Raw genomic sequence first — 19,248 nt, forward strand, 5'->3', positions numbered from 1 at the left:
AGCTCTTGCAGGGTATGAGCCTTTGGATGTGGTGTTAGAGGGCGATGGGAATGGTCTTTCAGCGATTCTTTAGTTCCGTCGAATCGCTTGTTCCAGCGCATGAGAGAGGCTTTTGAGACCTTGTAGCGTCGACAGATGAAGGCGACAGAGGCACCATTTTGGTAGGTTTTAACCGCGTGGTAACGTGTTTCTAGAGTATGTGGTAAATAGCGAAGATTTTGTGATATACTAGTCATGAGAAGATTCCTTTTTGATGAGTCGTGGTACTCTTATCATATCAGGGAATCTTCTTTTTGACTTCTAGAAGTCTCACATCTATTGTAACGCTACAAAACCAGTCACGAAATAGACGGTAAACGATTGAATTTAGATAGGTTCTATGTTATAATACAACTATCTATTTGACGTTTAATCACAGTTGAAATCTTGTCCAACTGTGGCATAAAGCAGTTAAATCATACTTTAAGGAGTCCGATTTAGCTGCTCTTTTTGTGCCGATTTTTGGTTAATTTTACAGTTTGTAACAAAAACTTAAAGGTTCTGAAAATTGATTGACAGTCAAAAAAGTTAATGAGTTTGATGGTTGACCCTTTCAAACTTAAAGTGATTGCAGAGCTTCTTAGTGGCTCATATCTCATTTAATAAAGGAGTAAGACTTGGCAGGACATGACGTTCAATACGGGAAACATCGTACCCGTCGTAGTTTTTCAAGAATCAAAGAAGTTCTTGATTTACCTAATTTAATTGAAATTCAAACCGATTCATTTCAAGATTTTTTGGATAACAGTCTCCGTGAAGTATTTGAAGACGTTCTTCCGATTTCAAATTTTGCAGATACCATGGAGTTGGAATTTGTTGGTTATGAATTGAAAGAACCTAAATACACGCTTGAGGAAGCGCGTGCGCATGATGCTCATTATTCAGTGCCTCTCTTTGTGACTTTCCGTTTGATTAACAAAGAGACTGGTGAAATCAAAACACAAGAGGTCTTCTTTGGAGATCTTCCTTACATGACTGAAATGGGAACGTTCATCATCAATGGTGCAGAGCGTATCATCGTTTCTCAGCTCGTTCGTTCACCTGGTGTTTACTTCAATGACAAGGTTGATAAAAACGGTAAAGTGGGTTATGGCTCGACAGTGATCCCTAACCGTGGTGCTTGGCTTGAACTTGAAACAGATGCTAAAGACATTGCCCATACACGTATCGACCGTACACGTAAGATTCCATTTACGACGCTTGTTCGTGCGCTAGGTTTCTCTGGTGATGATGAAATCATTGATATCTTTGGTGATGGTGACCTTGTTCGCAATACTATTGAAAAAGACATTCATAAAAATCCAAATGATTCACGTACAGATGAAGCGCTTAAAGAAATTTATGAGCGCCTTCGTCCGGGTGAGCCAAAAACAGCTGATTCATCACGTAGTTTATTGACAGCGCGTTTCTTTGATCCACGTCGTTATGATTTAGCTGCTGTTGGTCGCTATAAGATCAATAAGAAACTTAATGTGAAAACACGTCTTCTTGGACAGACCATTGCTGAGAACTTGATTGATAGTGAAACAGGTGAGATTCTTGTTGAAGCTGGAACAGTTATGACACGCGATGTGATTGATTCTATCGCAGAGCATTTGGATGGTGATTTGAACAAATTTGTTTACACACCAAATGATTATGCTGTTGTGACAGAGCCAGTTTTGCTTCAAAAATTCAAGGTTGTGGCACCAAATGATTCAGACCGTACGGTCACCATTGTTGGTAATGCTAATCCAGATGAGAAGATTCGTGCGCTTACACCAGCAGACATCTTAGCGGAAATGTCTTACTTCCTAAACCTTGCAGAAGGTATTGGTAAAGTAGACGATATCGACCACTTGGGGAACCGTCGTATCCGTGCGGTTGGTGAGCTTCTTGCTAACCAATTCCGTATTGGTCTCGCTCGTATGGAACGTAATGTCCGCGAACGCATGTCTGTTCAAGACAACGATGTTTTAACACCACAACAGATCATCAACATTCGTCCGGTTACGGCTGCAATCAAAGAGTTCTTTGGTTCATCACAATTATCACAGTTCATGGATCAACACAATCCGCTTTCTGAGTTGTCTCACAAACGTCGTTTATCAGCCCTTGGACCTGGTGGCTTGACTCGTGACCGCGCTGGATATGAAGTGCGCGACGTGCATTACACACACTATGGCCGTATGTGTCCGATCGAGACGCCTGAGGGACCAAATATCGGTTTGATCAACAACTTGTCTTCATATGGTCACTTGAACAAGTACGGCTTCATCCAAACGCCTTACCGTAAAGTAGACCGTGCTACTGGAAAGGTAACCAACGAAATCGTTTGGTTGACGGCTGATGAAGAAGATGAGTACACAGTGGCTCAGGCTAATTCAAAACTGAATGAAGACGGTACTTTTGCTGAAGAAATTGTTATGGGTCGTCACCAAGGTGTTAACCAAGAATACCCAGCGCATTTAGCTGATTTCATGGATGTTTCACCTAAGCAAGTAGTTGCCGTTGCGACAGCATGTATTCCTTTCTTGGAAAACGACGACTCTAACCGTGCCCTCATGGGTGCCAACATGCAACGTCAGGCTGTGCCATTGATCGATCCAAAAGCCCCTTATGTTGGTACTGGTATGGAATATCAAGCGGCTCATGACTCAGGAGCAGCGATTATTGCCCAACATGATGGTAAAGTTGTCTATTCCGATGCTGAAAAAGTAGAAGTTCGCCGCGAAGATGGCTCACTTGACGTTTACCACGTGACCAAATTCCGTCGTTCAAACTCTGGTACTGCCTACAACCAACGCACGCTTGTTAAAGTTGGCGATATGGTTGAAAAAGGTGATTTCATCGCTGACGGTCCTTCTATGGAGAACGGTGAAATGGCCCTTGGTCAAAACCCGGTTGTTGCTTACATGACATGGGAAGGTTATAACTTTGAGGATGCTGTTATCATGTCTGAACGTCTGGTGAAAGAGGATGTCTACACATCTGTTCACTTGGAAGAATTCGAATCAGAAACGCGTGACACCAAGTTAGGACCTGAAGAAATTACTCGTGAGATTCCAAACGTCGGTGAAGAAGCACTTAAAGACCTCGACGAAATGGGTATCATCCGTATCGGTGCTGAGGTTAAAGAAGGCGACATTCTTGTTGGTAAAGTCACACCTAAGGGTGAAAAAGACCTGTCTGCTGAAGAACGTCTCTTGCACGCTATCTTTGGAGATAAATCACGTGAAGTACGTGATACATCACTTCGTGTTCCTCACGGTGGTGACGGTATCGTTCGTGATGTGAAAATCTTTACCCGTGCTAACGGTGATGAATTGCAATCAGGTGTAAACATGCTTGTTCGTGTTTACATCGCACAAAAACGTAAGATTAAAGTCGGAGATAAAATGGCCGGTCGTCACGGTAACAAGGGTGTCGTTTCACGGATTGTACCAGTAGAAGACATGCCGTATCTTCCAGACGGAACACCTGTTGATATCATGCTTAATCCTCTTGGGGTGCCATCTCGTATGAATATCGGTCAGGTTATGGAACTTCACTTGGGTATGGCTGCTCGTAACTTGGGTATCCACATCGCAACGCCAGTCTTTGATGGAGCAACTTCAGAAGATCTCTGGGCTACTGTTGAAGAAGCCGGTATGGATAGCGATGCTAAGACTGTCCTTTATGATGGCCGTACTGGTGAACCATTTGATAACCGTGTGTCAGTTGGTGTCATGTACATGATCAAACTTCACCACATGGTTGATGATAAACTTCATGCACGTTCAGTTGGACCTTACTCACTTGTTACCCAACAACCGCTTGGTGGTAAAGCACAATTCGGTGGACAACGTTTCGGTGAGATGGAGGTTTGGGCTCTTGAAGCTTATGGTGCGTCAAATGTCCTTCAAGAAATCTTGACTTACAAGTCAGATGATGTGACTGGTCGTCTCAAAGCTTATGAAGCTATCACAAAGGGTAAACCAATTCCAAAACCGGGTGTGCCAGAATCATTCCGCGTTCTTGTCAAAGAATTGCAATCTCTTGGTCTCGACATGCGTGTCCTTGATGATGAAGATACAGAAGTTGAACTTCGTGATCTTGATGAAGGTGAAGATGATGATGTGATGCACGTCGATGATCTTGAAAAAGCACGTGAAAAACAAGCTAAGGAATCAGCAGAACTAGCACAAGCTGCAGCTGAAGATAAATAGTAAAAGTTGAAACAAAAGGTTAGTTTTTTAATAGATAAAACTAACAGGCTGTTACAAGGTCAGGTAGTGGGTTTCCATTACCTTTGACTGCGTAATATTGATAATGAAGAAAGGTACTATTAGTGGTTGACGTAAATCGTTTTAAAAGTATGCAAATCACATTAGCCTCACCTAGTAAGGTCCGTTCATGGTCTTACGGTGAAGTTAAAAAGCCTGAAACAATCAACTATCGTACATTAAAACCAGAACGTGAAGGACTTTTCGATGAAGTCATCTTTGGTCCAACAAAAGACTGGGAATGTGCGTGTGGTAAATACAAACGTATCCGTTATAAAGGTATTGTCTGTGACCGTTGTGGGGTCGAAGTAACGCGTGCCAAAGTTCGTCGTGAACGTATGGGTCACATCGAATTGAAAGCTCCTGTATCACATATCTGGTATTTCAAAGGGATTCCATCTCGTATGGGTCTTGCTCTTGATATGAGTCCTCGAGCTCTTGAAGAAGTTATCTACTTCGCTGCTTACGTGGTTATTGATCCTATGGATACACCGCTTGAAGCAAAATCACTTTTGACAGAACGTGAATATCGTGAAAAACTCCAAGAGTATGGTTATGGTTCATTTGTGGCCAAAATGGGTGCTGAAGCTATTCAAGACCTTCTTAAACGTGTGGACTTGGAAGCTGAAATTGCTGAACTTAAGGAAGAGTTAAAAACGGCTTCTGGACAAAAACGTGTCAAAGCTGTGCGTCGCTTGGACGTTCTTGATGCTTTCTACAAGTCTGGTAATAAACCAGAGTGGATGGTTCTTAACATCCTTCCAGTTATTCCACCAGATCTTCGTCCGATGGTTCAATTGGATGGTGGTCGTTTTGCGGCATCTGATCTTAATGATCTCTACCGTCGTGTTATCAACCGTAATAACCGTTTAGCACGTCTTTTAGAACTTAACGCTCCTGGTATCATCGTTCAAAATGAAAAACGTATGCTCCAAGAAGCCGTTGATGCTTTGATTGACAACGGTCGTCGTGGCCGTCCAATCACAGGTCCTGGTGGTCGTCCATTGAAATCTTTGAGTCATATGCTTAAAGGTAAACAAGGTCGTTTCCGTCAAAACTTGCTTGGTAAACGTGTAGATTTCTCTGGTCGTTCCGTTATCGCTGTCGGTCCTACTCTAAAAATGTACCAATGTGGTGTACCACGTGAAATGGCTATTGAGCTCTTCAAACCATTCGTTATGCGTGAAATTGTTGCTCGCGAATACGCTGGTAACGTTAAAGCTGCTAAACGTATGGTTGAACGTGGTGACGAACGTATTTGGGATATTCTTGAAGAAGTCATCAAAGAACACCCAGTTCTTCTTAACCGCGCACCTACCCTTCACCGTTTGGGTATCCAAGCCTTTGAACCAGTTCTTATTGATGGTAAAGCTCTTCGTCTTCACCCACTTGTGTGTGAAGCCTACAATGCCGACTTTGACGGTGACCAAATGGCCATCCACGTGCCCCTTTCTGAGGAAGCACAAGCAGAAGCTCGTCTTTTGATGCTTGCGGCTGAACACATCCTTAATCCTAAAGATGGTAAACCTGTTGTTACACCATCACAGGATATGGTTTTGGGTAACTACTACCTAACCATGGAAGATGCTGGTCGTGAGGGTGAAGGTATGGTCTTTAAGGACCGTGATGAAGCTGTTATGGCTTATCAAAATGGCTATGTTCATTTGCATTCACGTGTCGGTATCGCTGTTGACAGCATGCCAAATAAACCTTGGAAAGAAAACCAACTTCACAAAATCATGGTGACAACTGTTGGTAAAATCCTCTTTAATGATGTGATTCCAACTGAGATCCCATATCTTCAAGAGCCGAACAACGCTAACTTGACAGATGGTACCCCAGATAAATACTTCTTGGAGCCAGGTCAAGATATTCAACCTGTTATTGACTCTCTTGAATTGAATGCACCATTCAAGAAGAAAAATCTTGGTAACATCATCGCGGAAACTTTCAAACGTCTTCGTACAACTGAAACATCAGCCTTTCTTGATCGTTTGAAAGACCTCGGTTACTATCATTCAACACTTGCTGGTTTGACAGTGGGTATTGCTGATATCCCTGTTATTGATAACAAGGCTGAGATTATTGATGCGGCTCACCACCGTGTTGAAGACATTAACAAAGCCTTCCGCCGTGGTCTTATGACTGAAGATGACCGTTATGTAGCTGTTACAACGACATGGCGTGAAGCTAAAGAAGCGCTTGAAAAACGCTTGATTGAAACACAAGATCCTAAGAACCCGATCGTTATGATGATGGACTCAGGAGCTCGTGGTAACATCTCTAACTTCTCTCAACTTGCCGGTATGCGTGGTTTGATGGCTGCTCCTAATGGACGCATCATGGAACTTCCGATCTTGTCTAACTTCCGTGAAGGTTTGACCGTTTTGGAAATGTTCTTCTCAACTCACGGTGCGCGTAAAGGTATGACCGATACAGCTCTTAAAACGGCCGACTCAGGATACCTTACTCGTCGTTTGGTTGACGTTGCCCAAGATGTTATCATCCGTGAGGATGACTGTGGCACAGACCGTGGCTTGACAATTACAGCTATCACAGACGGTAAAGAAGTGACGGAAACACTTGAAGAGCGACTTCAAGGCCGTTACACTAAGAAATCTGTCAAGAATCCAATCACTGGCGAAACTATCGTCGGTCCTAATAAATTGATTACAGAAGATAAGGCTACTGAAATTGTTAACGCTGGTGTTGAAGAAGTAACGATTCGCTCTGTCTTTACATGTAACACTCGCCATGGTGTCTGCCGCCATTGTTATGGTATCAACTTGGCGACTGGTGATGCGGTTGAAGTTGGTGAAGCAGTCGGTACCATTGCTGCCCAATCTATCGGGGAGCCTGGTACTCAGCTTACTATGCGTACCTTCCACACCGGTGGCGTAGCCTCAAATACCGATATCACTCAGGGTCTTCCTCGTATCCAAGAGATCTTTGAAGCACGTAACCCTAAAGGGGAAGCCGTGATTACAGAGGTTAAAGGTACGGTTATTAGCATCGAAGAAGACGCATCAACGCGTACTAAGAAAGTCTTTGTTCAAGGTAAGACTGGTATGGGTGAATATGTGGTTCCATTTACAGCCCGTATGAAGGTCGAAGTGGGTGATGAAATCGCTCGTGGTGCAGCTCTTACCGAAGGGTCAATCCAACCCAAGCGTCTCCTTGAGGTCCGTGACACCCTTTCTGTGGAAACTTACCTGCTTGCTGAAGTGCAAAAAGTTTATCGTAGCCAAGGGGTAGAAATTGGTGACAAACACATCGAAGTTATGGTTCGTCAAATGCTTCGTAAGGTTCGTGTTATGGATCCAGGTGATACAGATCTTCTTCCAGGAACATTAATGGATATTGCTGATTTCACAGATGCTAATAAAGAAATTGTTATCTCTGGTGGTATTCCTGCGACATCTCGTCCAGTGCTTATGGGGATCACAAAAGCTTCCCTTGAAACCAACTCATTCCTATCTGCGGCTTCCTTCCAGGAAACAACGCGTGTCCTTACAGATGCTGCTATCCGTGGTAAGAAAGATCATCTTCTTGGACTTAAGGAAAATGTTATCATCGGTAAGATCATTCCAGCTGGTACTGGTATGGCTCGCTACCGTAACATTGAACCACAGTCTGTTAATGAGGTGGAAATCATTGAAGAAGTTCCTGTTTCAGAAGAAGCAACTGTTACAGAATAATACAAAATCGAAAGTTTCGGCTTTCGATTTTTTTGTGTTTACTTGTGTATCTTTGTACAAGCAAATTATTATCTAATTTAGATGTAATCTTATATAATAGACGTCACTAGAGAAAGGCAAGTCGTTTGCTTATCTACTAATAAGACGATATTTAGAAAGGAAAAGGGTGATCCATAGGTTTTCGGATTCCTTGCTTATAATCGTTTGAAAAAGAAATAAGAATGATGTGCTTATGATTTAAGATATTCTTAATTTTTATTCAAGCGAAGGATAAGAATGGTTTTTCACAATTAAAGCTGTGCCCCAAGTAATTATATGGCTTATCAAGTAATAAAGATGTATGGTGATTTTGAGCCATGGTGGTTTTTAGAAAACTGGAAAGATGACATTGTCGCTGTTAGAGAATTTCAGAACTATGATGATGCGCTGCTCTATTATCAAGAAGAGTGGCAAGATCTCCGAGAGCAGTTTCCAAAGATTAATAGTAAACCCAATTTGATGTCAGCCTTTTGGCGGACGGACGATATGCGCTGGTGCGAAGAGTGTGACGAAGACTTGCAACAATACCACTCTTTAATGATGCTAAGTAATTGGCAGGAATTACCAGAAACTCTAAATAGCCTAGATTATAATCAAACCAATGCTCAAGGCATTCATCCGGCATGCTCTATAAATAAACACAATAGCTTGTCCTAAAATAAAGGGCACCTCAAATGTTAGTCACAAAAGCTAACGTTTGGGGTGTTTTTTTAGTTTATGACTGATTTTAGGGCTAATGATGTTTCCTTTTTCGAATAGATAGATAAGGAGGTCTTATGGTACAAGATTTAGCACGCTTATTAATACATGAAGCAAAAAAGGAAAATGCTCAGGATATTTATATCATTCCTCGTAAGGAGGATTATGATGTTTTTATGCGTATCGGCGATGATAGGAGATTTATTGAGACATATGGCTTTGATCGGATGGTTAATCTTATTAGTCACTTTAAATTTGTGGCAGGAATGACAGTTGGTGAGAAACGGCGTAGTCAGTTAGGATCCTGTGATTATGAACTAGATGATGGTCAGATTGTCTCTTTACGCTTATCAACGGTTGGTGATTATCGTGGGCGCGAAAGTCTTGTTATCCGTCTCTTGCATGATGGGCGCCAAGATCTCCATTATTGGTTTGATGGCATGCGAGACATTATGGATGCGGTCCGTTCAAGGGGGCTATATCTTTTTTCGGGGCCAACTGGGAGTGGTAAAACGACTCTCATGTACCAATTGTTAAAAGAAAAGTTTTCTGGCCAGCAGATCATTTCCATTGAAGATCCTGTTGAGATTAAGGATGAAGCGATTTTACAGCTGCAGTTAAATGAAAGCATTGACATGACTTATGACAGCTTAATCAAGCTTTCATTGAGACATCGTCCGGATGTTTTGGTTATTGGGGAAATTCGGGATCGCGAAACTGCTAGGGCGGCCATTCGTGCCAGTCTGACAGGCGCTACTGTTTTCTCGACTATTCATGCCAAAAGCATATCAGGTGTTTATAGCCGTCTTTTAGAACTAGGAGTATCCCAAGATGAGTTAGCGCATAGCTTATCGGGAATTTGTTACCAGCGTTTAATCGGAGGAGGTGGATTGATCGATGTGGCAACCAAAGATTTCCAAGACCACAAGCCCGGAAAATGGAATCAAGCCTTGGAAGACCTTTTTAAAGCGGGACATCTTAGCAGGGAGCAGGTCCAGACCGAGAGGATTGTCTATTCACAAGCAGGTTAAGTTGATTCAGCTTTTTTCGACCTTACTTGGTTCAGGTTTTAACTTGCCAGAGACCGTAGACTTTTTGGAGAGAAGTCGCTTGGTACCCAAGCAGCAGGTATCTATCATGAAAGAGACCCTCTTAGAGGGTTTTGGCTTGCCGATCTTAATGAAACAACTTGGTTTTTCGGATACCGTGGTGACCCAGTTGGCTTTGGCTGAGGTCCATGGCAATCAATTGCGCAGTTTGCAAAAGATTATGTCCTACTTAAAACAAGTCAGGCAGGTCAAGCGAAAACTGGCTGAGGTAATGACATATCCCATCGTCTTATTGAGCTTTCTTGTGCTTATTGTCATGGGCTTGAAAAATTACTTGCTTCCCCAGCTTGAAGAGCAAAATATGGCAACGCGTTTGTTAGAGCATTTTCCTCAAATCTTCTTAGGAGGGATCTTTGCTGGTCTTATCATGGTAGGCATAGCTTACGGTCTAGCATCCAAGATGTCTTCGCTAGGCTTAGCGGCATTACTGTCTAGATTGCCATTTGTTGGTGGCTTGGTTCAGCTCTATCTGACCGCTTTTTATGCGCGTGAGTGGGGAAACCTTCTTGGGCAAGGCGTGGAAATGACAAATCTTGTACAACTCATGCAAAAGCAAGAATCACGCCTCTTTAGAGAGCTTGGTCACGATATGGAAGAAGCGTTTATCGCGGGGCAATCTTTCCATGAGAAGGTTATGGCTTACCCTTTCTTTTTAAAGGAGTTGAGCTTGATTATTGAGTATGGTCACGCCAAGGGACATCTGGGTCAGGAGTTAGATATCTTTTCTGAGGAGTTGTGGGAGCGATTCTTTAAGCGTCTCAATAGAGCCACTCAGTTTGTGCAACCCCTTGTCTTTATATTGGTTGCTCTCATGATTGTCATGATTTATGCAGCCATGCTACTACCGATGTATCAATCTATGGAGGTTATGTAAATGAAAGAAAATTATAGAAAAATGAAGAAGAAAACTGTGAAAGCTTTCACTCTTGTGGAGATGCTTATAGTTTTACTTATCATCAGTGTTTTGATGCTCTTGTTTGTGCCTAATTTGAGCAAGCAAAAAGCTGCTGTAGATGAAAAAGGAAAGGCAGCAGTGGTTAAAGTGGTAGAAAGTCAGATGGAACTCTACGAAATGAATCACGACACTAAGCCAAACCTCAATCAGTTGGTTTCAGAAGGGTACATCACGCAAAAACAAGCAGACACTTATGGCAAAGCTAAGTAAGCAAAGGCTGGATGCTTTTACCCTTTTAGAGAGCCTACTTACCCTATCTGTCATTACCTTTATCACCTTGATGATTAATGGATCGGTGACGCACATTTTCAAAGACATGGAAAGTAAACTCTTTTTGATGACCTTTGAACAGGTTTACCGGGAAACACAGCGGCTAAGTGCTAGTCAACAAATTCCTCAGGTGGTACAGATTAAACACGATAAGATCAGTAATAGTTTGGGATGCTACGCCATACCAGAAAGCATCAAACCTAGTAAGGAGCTGACGATTACCTTCAATGAAGCTGGGGGCAATTCTTCGCTGGAAAGTCTCTCTTTTCAAACGCCGACAGAGACGGTGACGTATCAATTACATTTAGGGAGTGGTCAATATCAAAAGAAAAGACGTTAAAGCTTATATATTGTGGGAAAGCCTTTTGGCTACAGTGGTTTTAGCAGGCTTGGTGACCTTGTTTTTAGGACAATTAAGGCAAAACCATCGTCAACTACAGGTCTTGAATCAAGAATTGCAGGCCCTGTCTGTTGCAACGATGGCGATACAAAGTCACCGTCAGACCTTAGCGATCAATGGTCAGTCTATCAGGATTTCTCAGATCTCGCATAACACCATTATTTTTAACCATGGGAAGGAGTTGTTTCGTGTTAAAGTCTTATCGCCTTAGAGCTTTTACATTAATGGAATGTTTGATTGCTTTGTTCGTCTTAACAGGATCTGTTCAAGTTTATCAAGCCATGACTAAGGTGATTTCACAGCAAGTTCATCATTTACAAAAGGATCGTGAGAGCGATTGGTTACTCTTTTGTCAGCAATTACGTTATGAGTTATCTGAATCCCGTTTAAGCAAGGTGACTAAGGATAAATTGTATGTTGTCAAAGATACTAAGCCTCTAGCCTTTGGGAAATCTAAAGCAGATGATTTTCGTAAGACAAGTGCAGGAGGGCGTGGTTATCAGCCGATGCTTTATGATTTAGCTTCAGTGACGTTCACGCAGTTTGACCATACTGTCAGCGCTCGTTTTGAATTTAAAGATGGAAAGGTGCGAGAATTTCTTTATGTCTTTGAAAAGGACCGTTAGAGCAGGTATATTACTTTATGCTCTTCTCATGTCAGCTATTATGGCTTTACTTCTACAGTTTTATCATTATCGTGTTCAGGCGGCCTATCAACTGAGACAGCAAGAGCAGCAGACGAGTCAGGCGTATCTATTGGCAGAATTAGCTAAGCCTTTAGCCGCTAAAGAGGCAGGTGAGCTCATCTTTGATAAGGGAGTAGTGACTTATACTCATAAAGATGGCAAACTGTATCTAACCGTTAAGCACCGTGACAAGAGTTATCTCTATACTTATTTAAAAGAGTGGCAAAAACCAGAAAAGGAATCTTCAAAGACTCCTCATAAAGAAGAAACAATCGTAGAAAAAGTAGGTGATTCTGATACCAACTAGATAATCATTGGCTAGGTCTTTCTTTATTATGCTGGCAAAATTTGGTATTATAGTCAGGTATTGGAGGATCTATGAACTTTGAAAAAATAGAATCGGCTTATCAGTTACTTTTAGAAAATTGTCAGTTGATTGAAAATGAGATAAAAACGACCATTTACGATGCTATGATTGAGCAGAATGCCTATTATTTAGGTGCTGAAAATGCTCCTGAAAAAGTTGCTAAAAACAATCAGACATTAGCAGATTTGCATTTGACTGCTGAAGAATGGCGCAGAGCTTATCAGTTTCTTTTTATTAAAGTTGCCCAAACAGAGCCCTTGCAAGCTAATCACCAGTTCACACCGGATACGATCGGCTTTTTGCTACTGTATTTAGTGGAGACTTTGACTAGTAAGGAACATTTGGATCTTATTGAGATCGGTAGTGGAACAGGAAATCTAGCGCAAACCATACTCAATAATACCGATCGTAACATAGATTATATGGGCTTGGAGCTAGATGATCTCTTAATTGATCTATCGGCTTCCATCGCGGAGATTGTCGGCTCATCTGTTCATTTTTTACAAGAAGATGCGGTACGTCCGCAAATACTGAAAGAGAGTGATGTGATCCTGGGAGATTTACCGGTTGGTTACTATCCTAATGATGACATCGCTAAGCGCTACCAAGTGGCTGCTTCAAACGGCCATACTTACGCCCATCATCTCTTGATGGAGCAATCGCTCAAGTACCTAAAGCAAGATGGTTTAGCTATTTTATTAGCACCTACGGATCTGTTAACCAGCGCCCAAAGCGATCTTTTGAAAACGTGGTTATCTAGCTATGCTAGTATCTTGGCGGTCATTACCTTGCCAGATCATTTATTTGGCAATCCCCAAAATGCCAAATCAGTCTTTGTTCTAAAGAAACAGATGGTTGAGAAAGTGGAGATTTTTGCCTATCATTTAGCTGATATTCAGAATCCTGATGTTTTGCAAGATTTTATGGAAAAATTACAAAACTGGAAGGATGATAATGCCATTTAAGAAAAAATTTTGCTATAATAATAAAGTATTACAGTAAACGATTTCAAAAGGAGCGACTTATGTCTAAAACAATTGCAATTAACGCTGGTAGTTCAAGTCTAAAATGGCAACTTTACAAAATGCCAGAGGAAGAAGTACTTGCAGCTGGTATTATCGAACGAATTGGTTTGAAAGATTCTGTTTCTACCGTTAAATTTGATGGTAAAAAAGAAGTCGATGTTCGTGATATTACAGACCACGTTGAAGCGGTTAAAATACTCCTCAACAATTTGATTGATTTTGGGATTATTGCTTCATTTGACGAAATCACAGGTGTTGGTCACCGTGTTGTAGCTGGTGGCGAAATTTTCAAAGAATCAACCCTTATCGATGATAAGGTTCTGGCACAAATTGAAGAATTATCAGCTTTGGCTCCCCTTCACAATCCAGCTAATGCTGCTGGTATCCGTGCCTTTAAAGAAATTTTGCCGGATATTACATCTGTAGCTGTCTTTGATACAGCTTTCCATTCAACCATGTCAGAGCCAACGTATTTATATCCAATTCCACGTAAATATTACACTGATTTGCAAGTTCGTAAATACGGTGCGCATGGTACTAGCCACCAATATGTCGCTCAAGAAGCGGCTAAAGCGCTTGACCGTCCGCTTAATGAGTTGAAATTGATTACAGCTCACATTGGTAATGGGGTTTCTATCACGGCTAACTACCATGGCCAATCTGTTGATACCTCTATGGGATTCACACCACTTGCAGGTCCAATGATGGGAACGCGTTCTGGGGACATTGACCCAGCTATTATCCCTTATTTGGTTGAACATGCAGATGATTTAAAGGATGCTGCAGCAGTTGTCAATATGCTTAACAAGCAATCAGGTCTTGCAGGGGTTTCTGAAATATCCAGTGATATGCGTGATATTGAAGCTGGTTTACAAGATAAAAATCCCGGTGCTGTTCTAGCTTACAACATGTTTATCGACCGTATTAAAAAATTCATCGGTCAATATATGGCTGTCTTGAATGGTGTTGATGCTATTATCTTTACAGCTGGTATGGGTGAAAATGCCTACCTCATGCGTCAAGATGTTCTTGCAGGATTGACATGGTTTGGTATTGACGTTGATTCAGAGAAAAATGTCTTTGGCTACTTTGGTGACATCACTACTCCAGAATCTAAAGTCAAAGTCTTGGTCATCCCAACGGACGAAGAGTTGATGATTGCGCGCGATGTAGAGCGTTTGAAAAAATAAATCATAATAAAGATAGAACACAGCGATTGCGGTCGCTGTGTTTTTTGTGCTATTTTTGTAAAGTTTGCTTGACATAAAAAGTAAAGTTTACTATACTATAAATGTAAAGCATACTATACAAAATGAATATTTAAATGGCTATAGGTGGGTGTGTATATGAGATTACAAAAAGAAGCCAAAGACCAGGTGTTGAAGAGAGTCGTTTTTAGGAATCTATTATTAGGTCTATAGTCTTTGTTAATTGCTTTATCAAGTGAATCTGTCAGAACTAGTAAACTTGTATTCACGATGTTTCTAGCGGTTAGTTTTGCTTGTTTTGTCAAAGCTTGTTATCTGTTTTATCGATTGAAGCGTGAACAATAGTGGTTGCTATTTTTAGAAAGGATTAAGATGAAAACACGGATTCAGGAATTGCGAAAGGAACGACGGCTGAGTCAGGCAGACTTGGCTGAAGCCATGGATGTCACGCGGCAGACCATTATTTCCTTAGAAAAAGGACGTTATAATGCTTCGCTAGAACTGGCTTATAAATTAGCCAAGTATTTTGGATTAAGTATTGAAGAAGTTTTTATTTTTGATGAGAAGTAGGAGGAGAAGTTTATGTTAGAAAAAGCTTTAAAATTTATGGGGAAAAAGAAAACGGAAGAGGCTTATGCTAAGCTGCTAAGGAAGCAGACAGGGTTCGGTTTTATCGGTGGTCTTTGCTTATTGGCTCTTTTACCTATCCTTGAGATGTCAGATTATCAGCTGGGAATGATGGTAGGACTGGCTTTTGGTCTGTTTATTTTTGCTGGGGCAAGCTACGCTACTCAAAAAGATCCTAAGAAGCTACACCAAGCTTATATCAGTGCCTATGATGAGCGCAATCAACTTATTAACAAGCTGACAACGACTTGGACCTTAGTCTTTTTGCTTATGGTTATGTGTCTTCTTGTTCTTTTAGATGGTTTCTTTGGACTGATAATTCCTTACCGGTTATTGTTAGTAGGTCTCATCTATTTTTGTTTAATCTGTTTGATAGGGATGAAGGCTCTACTGAACCGTTTTTTATGATAAAATAGTTCTAGTTTAATTTGAGGAGTTTTCATGAAACAATTTTTTAAGACCTTGCTTTTGATGGTGGGGCTATTCTTCTTGACCCAGATACCAAGCTTATTTATGGGAGGCGTTCTGGGCTATAATCAGGTCTTGGAAAAAAGTCAGTTCGGACTGGTTCAGACTGCAGGTCTTACCTTTATCTTTTTAGCTATTGGAGCTTTAGTGGTTGAAATTGCCCAAAAACGAGATATTTTCACACCGCTTTTTGGTCGGAGAAGACAGTCTACTTGGCTAACCGTTATCCTTGCCTACCTGATCATTGTCCTGGGGAATCTTTTATCGACCTGGGTTCTTGAACTTGAAGGACAGACCGATACGGTGAATCAGGCGAGTTTGAACGATTTGATGCAAATGGTCCCTCTCCCACTCTTCTTTGTTATGGTGGTACTTGTGGCCCCCGTTACTGAGGAAATTATCTTTAGAGGATTTGCGGCCAAACATCTCTTTCCACAAAAAGAATGGCTTGGCTTGATTGCAGGATCTGTGATTTTTGCTTTAGTTCATACACCAACAAATTTTGGAAGTGCCATTGCTTATGGGCTCATGTCGATTGCCTTGGCATATGTGTACTGGTCTACTAAGGACATTAAATATGCCATCGGCTTTCATGCTTTTAATAATTTGATCGCCTTCATCAGTATGATTTTGTTGACATAAGAAAAGAAGCTGGAGATATATGCCTTCAGCTTCTTTGCTTTTATGTCTTTTTTATTTTGTTCAAGAACGAGCTTTTTGAGAGGAAGTTGGGTATAGAGTCTAACCTCTCGCTTTTTGATTAGCAAAACACATTAACGCAGTGGTTGATTGGTTAAAAAGGTTCAGTGAACTTTTTTAAGTTGGAAATAAAGGCTGCCTAGCAAGCCTCAGCAATTCGCATTTTACGCTCCAGACCAGGCTTAACGAATGACACGAACAAAGTTCGCCTTATCTCCCACTTTCCACAGTCTCTTCTCAGACTGTGGGAACTATGTGGGGTGGACTAAAACGGTTTGGGAAGAGCCTGTTTTGATGAGAACTGCGTTCTCTGTATTTCCAATATAAAACTGTCTCTCAGACAGTTTTAGCTCAACAACAAGAAGTAAAGACTTGTTGACGAACTCTTTCTTTCATTAGTCGAGTAGATCCCGTTCCCATATTAGGATTCTATTTTATTTCTTTTGAGTTGCCATTTGTTTGGCTTTGGTAATGGTCGTGTCAATGGCTGAGACGACACTAGCTGTTAAGCCTGTTTTTTCCAAGTCTAAAAGTCCTGCGATAGTTGTTCCTCCTGGACTACAAATCTTGTCAATCAGGTCATGAGGACTGTCTTCAGATGCCAGGAGATTTTGAGTACTAGCCATAAGGGTCTGTGTCACAATCTCTAGAGATTGTGCCTTGGTCAGTCCATTTTTGACGCCGGCCTTGGCCATGGCTTCGATAAAGAGGTAGATATAAGCAGGACTTGATCCAGCAAGGGCTGTGAAAGTATCAAAATCTTTTTCATCCAATTCAAAAGTCGTCCCAAAACTATCAGTGATTTCTCGTGCCAAGGTTTTTAATTCGTCATTGACTTGTGAATTGTAACAGATTCCAGTGCTGCTTTGGAGGATCTGGGCATTCATATTGGGCATGATGCGGATGAGAGGAAGGGAGTCGTCAGTGAGTTCTCCTAAGGTATCGAGTGTGACCCCTGCAGCCATGGAGATAATGGGCTGTTTGAATGTTAATGGCGACAGTACAAGATTAAACATTTGAGGCTTAATGCCTAAAATAATCAAGTCAGCTTGGTTAATGAGGTCTTGATGCGATTGCGCAGCTTTGAGACCAAGCTGCCTAGCAATTTCTTGTGAGCGTGCAGGAGAAGAACCTGAAATGATGATTTGGTGCTCTGTTTGTTTCAGTCCTGTGATGATGGCAGAAGCCATTTTTCCGACACCGATAAATCCAATGTTCATAGTAAGTTTTACTGAATGGCTATTTAGCTCATGCAGCCCTTTCTAATATTTTTTGATCAAATCAACTGTGGAACGGTCAAGACGCTTCACAATAGCTTGGAGGAAGTTTTGCGCTTCGATAAAGTCATCCATAGCGTATAGGGTTTGGTGTGAGTGGATGTAACGGGCACAAACACCGATAGTTGTTGAAGGAATACCTTCATTTTTAAGGTGAGCAGCACCAGCGTCAGTACCACCTGCGGATGGGTAGTATTGGTATTTAATGCCTGCTTCTTCGGCAGTTGTTAAGAGGAAGTCTCTCATGTTTGGAAGCATGATATGGCCTGGGTCATAGAAACGAATCAAAGTACCATCGCCAAGTTTTCCAGGACTACCATAAATGTCGCCAGCAGGTGAGCAGTCAACAGCAAAGAAGAGTTCTGGGTCGAACTTGGTTGTGGATACATGAGCACCGCGTAGTCCAACTTCTTCTTGAACGTTAGCGCCAGCGATTAGGGTATGTCCAAGCGTTTCGTCTTTTACAGCTTCAAGCATTTCAGGAATCATGAGAATGCTGTAGCGATTATCCCAGGCCTTGCTGATAACGTGCTTTTGGTTAGCTGTTAGGACAGCTTCAGATTCAGGAATGATGACTGAACCGGGGAAGACACCAAAATTTTCCGCTTCTGTCTTACTTGTAAAGCCTGCATCAAAGACGATATCACTGATTTGGGGCAGGTTATTACCATTGCTTCCGCGTAGAAAATGTGGTGGCACAGATCCCGAAATAACAGGATAAACGTGGCCGTTTGGTGTGTGTAATGTGAAGCGTTGTGAGCTGACCACTAAGGGATTCCAGCCACCTAGTTCCACCACTCGGAAAGTACCATCTTCTTTGATCTCTTTAATCATGAAGCCAACTTCGTCCATGTGACCTGCCACCATAATGCGTGGAGCCTTGCTATCCTCATGATGGCGGATACCAAAGATACCGCCAAGTCCGTCAGTCTCAACTTCATCAACCAAGGGAGTGATTTTCTCGCGAAGGTAGTCGCGGACAGGTTGTTCAAAACCAGATGTCCCCTTTAGTTCGGTTACTTCTTTGATTTTCTTAAATAGATCAGTCATTTACGCCTCCTATGATGAATCTTAATATTAGCATTTTACCACTTTTGGTCAGAAATGAAAAAGGAAGTCGCGAGCTATTAGATCTTGCTTCTTTTTAAGACGAAAAAAGCCTGAGATAATTTATCTCAGACCATTTATCTTTTATTAAAGTTTAACGATGTTTGCTGCTTGAGGGCCACGTTGACCTTCTTCAACATCAAATGAAACTTTTTGTCCATCTTCAAGTGATTTAAAACCATCAGATTGGATTTGTGAAAAGTGTGCGAAAACGTCTTGACCTTCTTCAGTTGAGATGAAACCAAAACCTTTTTCAGCATTAAACCATTTTACAGTACCTTGTGCCATAATGAGTTACTTCCTTCCTCTTATGATGCGTAAATAAAAGGAG

19 protein-coding genes are annotated in these 19,248 nt (G+C 41.6%); 15 read left to right on the forward strand and 4 right to left on the reverse strand.

The window, feature by feature from the left end; translation table 11 throughout:
- On the reverse strand, positions 1-236 hold a 236-nt coding region (locus tag G574_RS0107985), incomplete at its 3' end, for a transposase (RefSeq protein ID WP_029691740.1).
- A 420-nt stretch (positions 237-656) separates the two neighbouring features.
- On the opposite strand from G574_RS0107985, the gene rpoB reads away from it, so the two are divergent.
- The 15 genes from rpoB to G574_RS0108060 all read left to right on the forward strand — a co-directional run bounded on the left by rpoB (position 657) and on the right by G574_RS0108060 (position 16,476).
- Complete coding sequence (gene rpoB / locus G574_RS0107990) at positions 657-4,226, forward strand: DNA-directed RNA polymerase subunit beta (RefSeq protein ID WP_029691741.1); 3,570 nt, start codon at positions 657-659, stop codon at positions 4,224-4,226.
- A 122-nt stretch (positions 4,227-4,348) separates the two neighbouring features.
- Entirely contained in the window at positions 4,349-7,981 is a 3,633-nt protein-coding gene (gene rpoC / locus G574_RS0107995) for a DNA-directed RNA polymerase subunit beta' (RefSeq protein WP_029691742.1), read from the forward strand.
- Positions 7,982-8,296: 315 nt separating this feature from the next.
- Positions 8,297-8,677 carry a DUF1033 family protein gene (locus tag G574_RS0108000; protein ID WP_156828122.1) on the forward strand — a complete coding sequence of 127 codons (381 nt, stop codon included), beginning with the start codon at positions 8,297-8,299 and terminating at the stop codon, positions 8,675-8,677.
- A gap of 119 nt (positions 8,678-8,796) precedes the next feature.
- Positions 8,797-9,750, forward strand: a complete 954-nt coding sequence (gene comGA, locus G574_RS0108005) for a competence type IV pilus ATPase ComGA (protein WP_029691744.1) — start codon at positions 8,797-8,799, stop codon at positions 9,748-9,750.
- Position 9,751: 1 nt separating this feature from the next.
- Entirely contained in the window at positions 9,752-10,702 is a 951-nt protein-coding gene (gene comGB / locus G574_RS0108010) for a competence type IV pilus assembly protein ComGB (RefSeq protein ID WP_281167093.1), read from the forward strand.
- A complete protein-coding gene (gene comGC / locus G574_RS0108015; protein WP_029691746.1) occupies positions 10,703-10,993 on the forward strand; it encodes a competence type IV pilus major pilin ComGC in 291 nt (96 codons plus the stop codon).
- Positions 10,977-11,393, forward strand: a complete 417-nt coding sequence (comGD, locus tag G574_RS0108020) for a competence type IV pilus minor pilin ComGD (protein ID WP_029691747.1) — start codon at positions 10,977-10,979, stop codon at positions 11,391-11,393. Before comGC ends, comGD begins: the two co-directional genes overlap by 17 nt.
- Positions 11,394-11,427: 34 nt before the next feature.
- Entirely contained in the window at positions 11,428-11,664 is a 237-nt protein-coding gene (gene comGE, locus G574_RS0108025; protein WP_245540409.1) for a competence system putative prepilin ComGE, read from the forward strand.
- Positions 11,642-12,079 (forward strand): competence type IV pilus minor pilin ComGF, encoded by a 438-nt coding sequence (gene comGF, locus G574_RS0108030; protein ID WP_029691749.1) that lies wholly within the window; start codon positions 11,642-11,644, stop codon positions 12,077-12,079. The genes comGE and comGF overlap by 23 nt, the downstream gene beginning before the upstream one ends.
- A complete protein-coding gene (gene comGG, locus G574_RS10930) occupies positions 12,057-12,446 on the forward strand; it encodes a competence type IV pilus minor pilin ComGG (protein WP_037590691.1) in 390 nt (129 codons plus the stop codon). The genes comGF and comGG overlap by 23 nt, the downstream gene beginning before the upstream one ends.
- A gap of 71 nt (positions 12,447-12,517) precedes the next feature.
- Entirely contained in the window at positions 12,518-13,471 is a 954-nt protein-coding gene (locus G574_RS0108040) for a class I SAM-dependent methyltransferase (protein ID WP_029691751.1), read from the forward strand.
- A 59-nt stretch (positions 13,472-13,530) separates the two neighbouring features.
- On the forward strand, positions 13,531-14,721 hold the full coding sequence (locus G574_RS0108045) for an acetate kinase (RefSeq protein WP_029691753.1): 1,191 nt from the start codon (positions 13,531-13,533) through the stop codon (positions 14,719-14,721).
- A gap of 390 nt (positions 14,722-15,111) precedes the next feature.
- A complete protein-coding gene (locus G574_RS0108050) occupies positions 15,112-15,309 on the forward strand; it encodes a helix-turn-helix transcriptional regulator (protein ID WP_029691755.1) in 198 nt (65 codons plus the stop codon).
- A gap of 12 nt (positions 15,310-15,321) precedes the next feature.
- Entirely contained in the window at positions 15,322-15,774 is a 453-nt protein-coding gene (locus G574_RS0108055) for a hypothetical protein (RefSeq protein WP_029691756.1), read from the forward strand.
- Between the two features lie 33 nt (positions 15,775-15,807).
- Positions 15,808-16,476, forward strand: a complete 669-nt coding sequence (locus G574_RS0108060; RefSeq protein ID WP_029691757.1) for a CPBP family intramembrane glutamic endopeptidase — start codon at positions 15,808-15,810, stop codon at positions 16,474-16,476.
- A gap of 491 nt (positions 16,477-16,967) precedes the next feature.
- Here G574_RS0108060 and proC read toward each other — a convergent pair whose 3' ends face one another.
- From proC to G574_RS0108075, 3 genes are all read right to left on the reverse strand, one after another.
- On the reverse strand, positions 16,968-17,753 hold the full coding sequence (gene proC / locus G574_RS0108065; protein WP_029691758.1) for a pyrroline-5-carboxylate reductase: 786 nt from the start codon (positions 17,751-17,753) through the stop codon (positions 16,968-16,970).
- A 42-nt stretch (positions 17,754-17,795) separates the two neighbouring features.
- Entirely contained in the window at positions 17,796-18,860 is a 1,065-nt protein-coding gene (gene pepA, locus G574_RS0108070) for a glutamyl aminopeptidase (RefSeq protein WP_029691759.1), read from the reverse strand.
- Positions 18,861-19,004: 144 nt separating this feature from the next.
- Positions 19,005-19,205 (reverse strand): cold-shock protein, encoded by a 201-nt coding sequence (locus tag G574_RS0108075; protein ID WP_029691760.1) that lies wholly within the window; start codon positions 19,203-19,205, stop codon positions 19,005-19,007.
- Positions 19,206-19,248: the final 43 nt, after the last annotated feature.

Source organism: Streptococcus hyovaginalis DSM 12219 (genome assembly GCF_000420785.1).
Classification (GTDB): Bacteria; Bacillota; Bacilli; order Lactobacillales; family Streptococcaceae; genus Streptococcus; species Streptococcus hyovaginalis.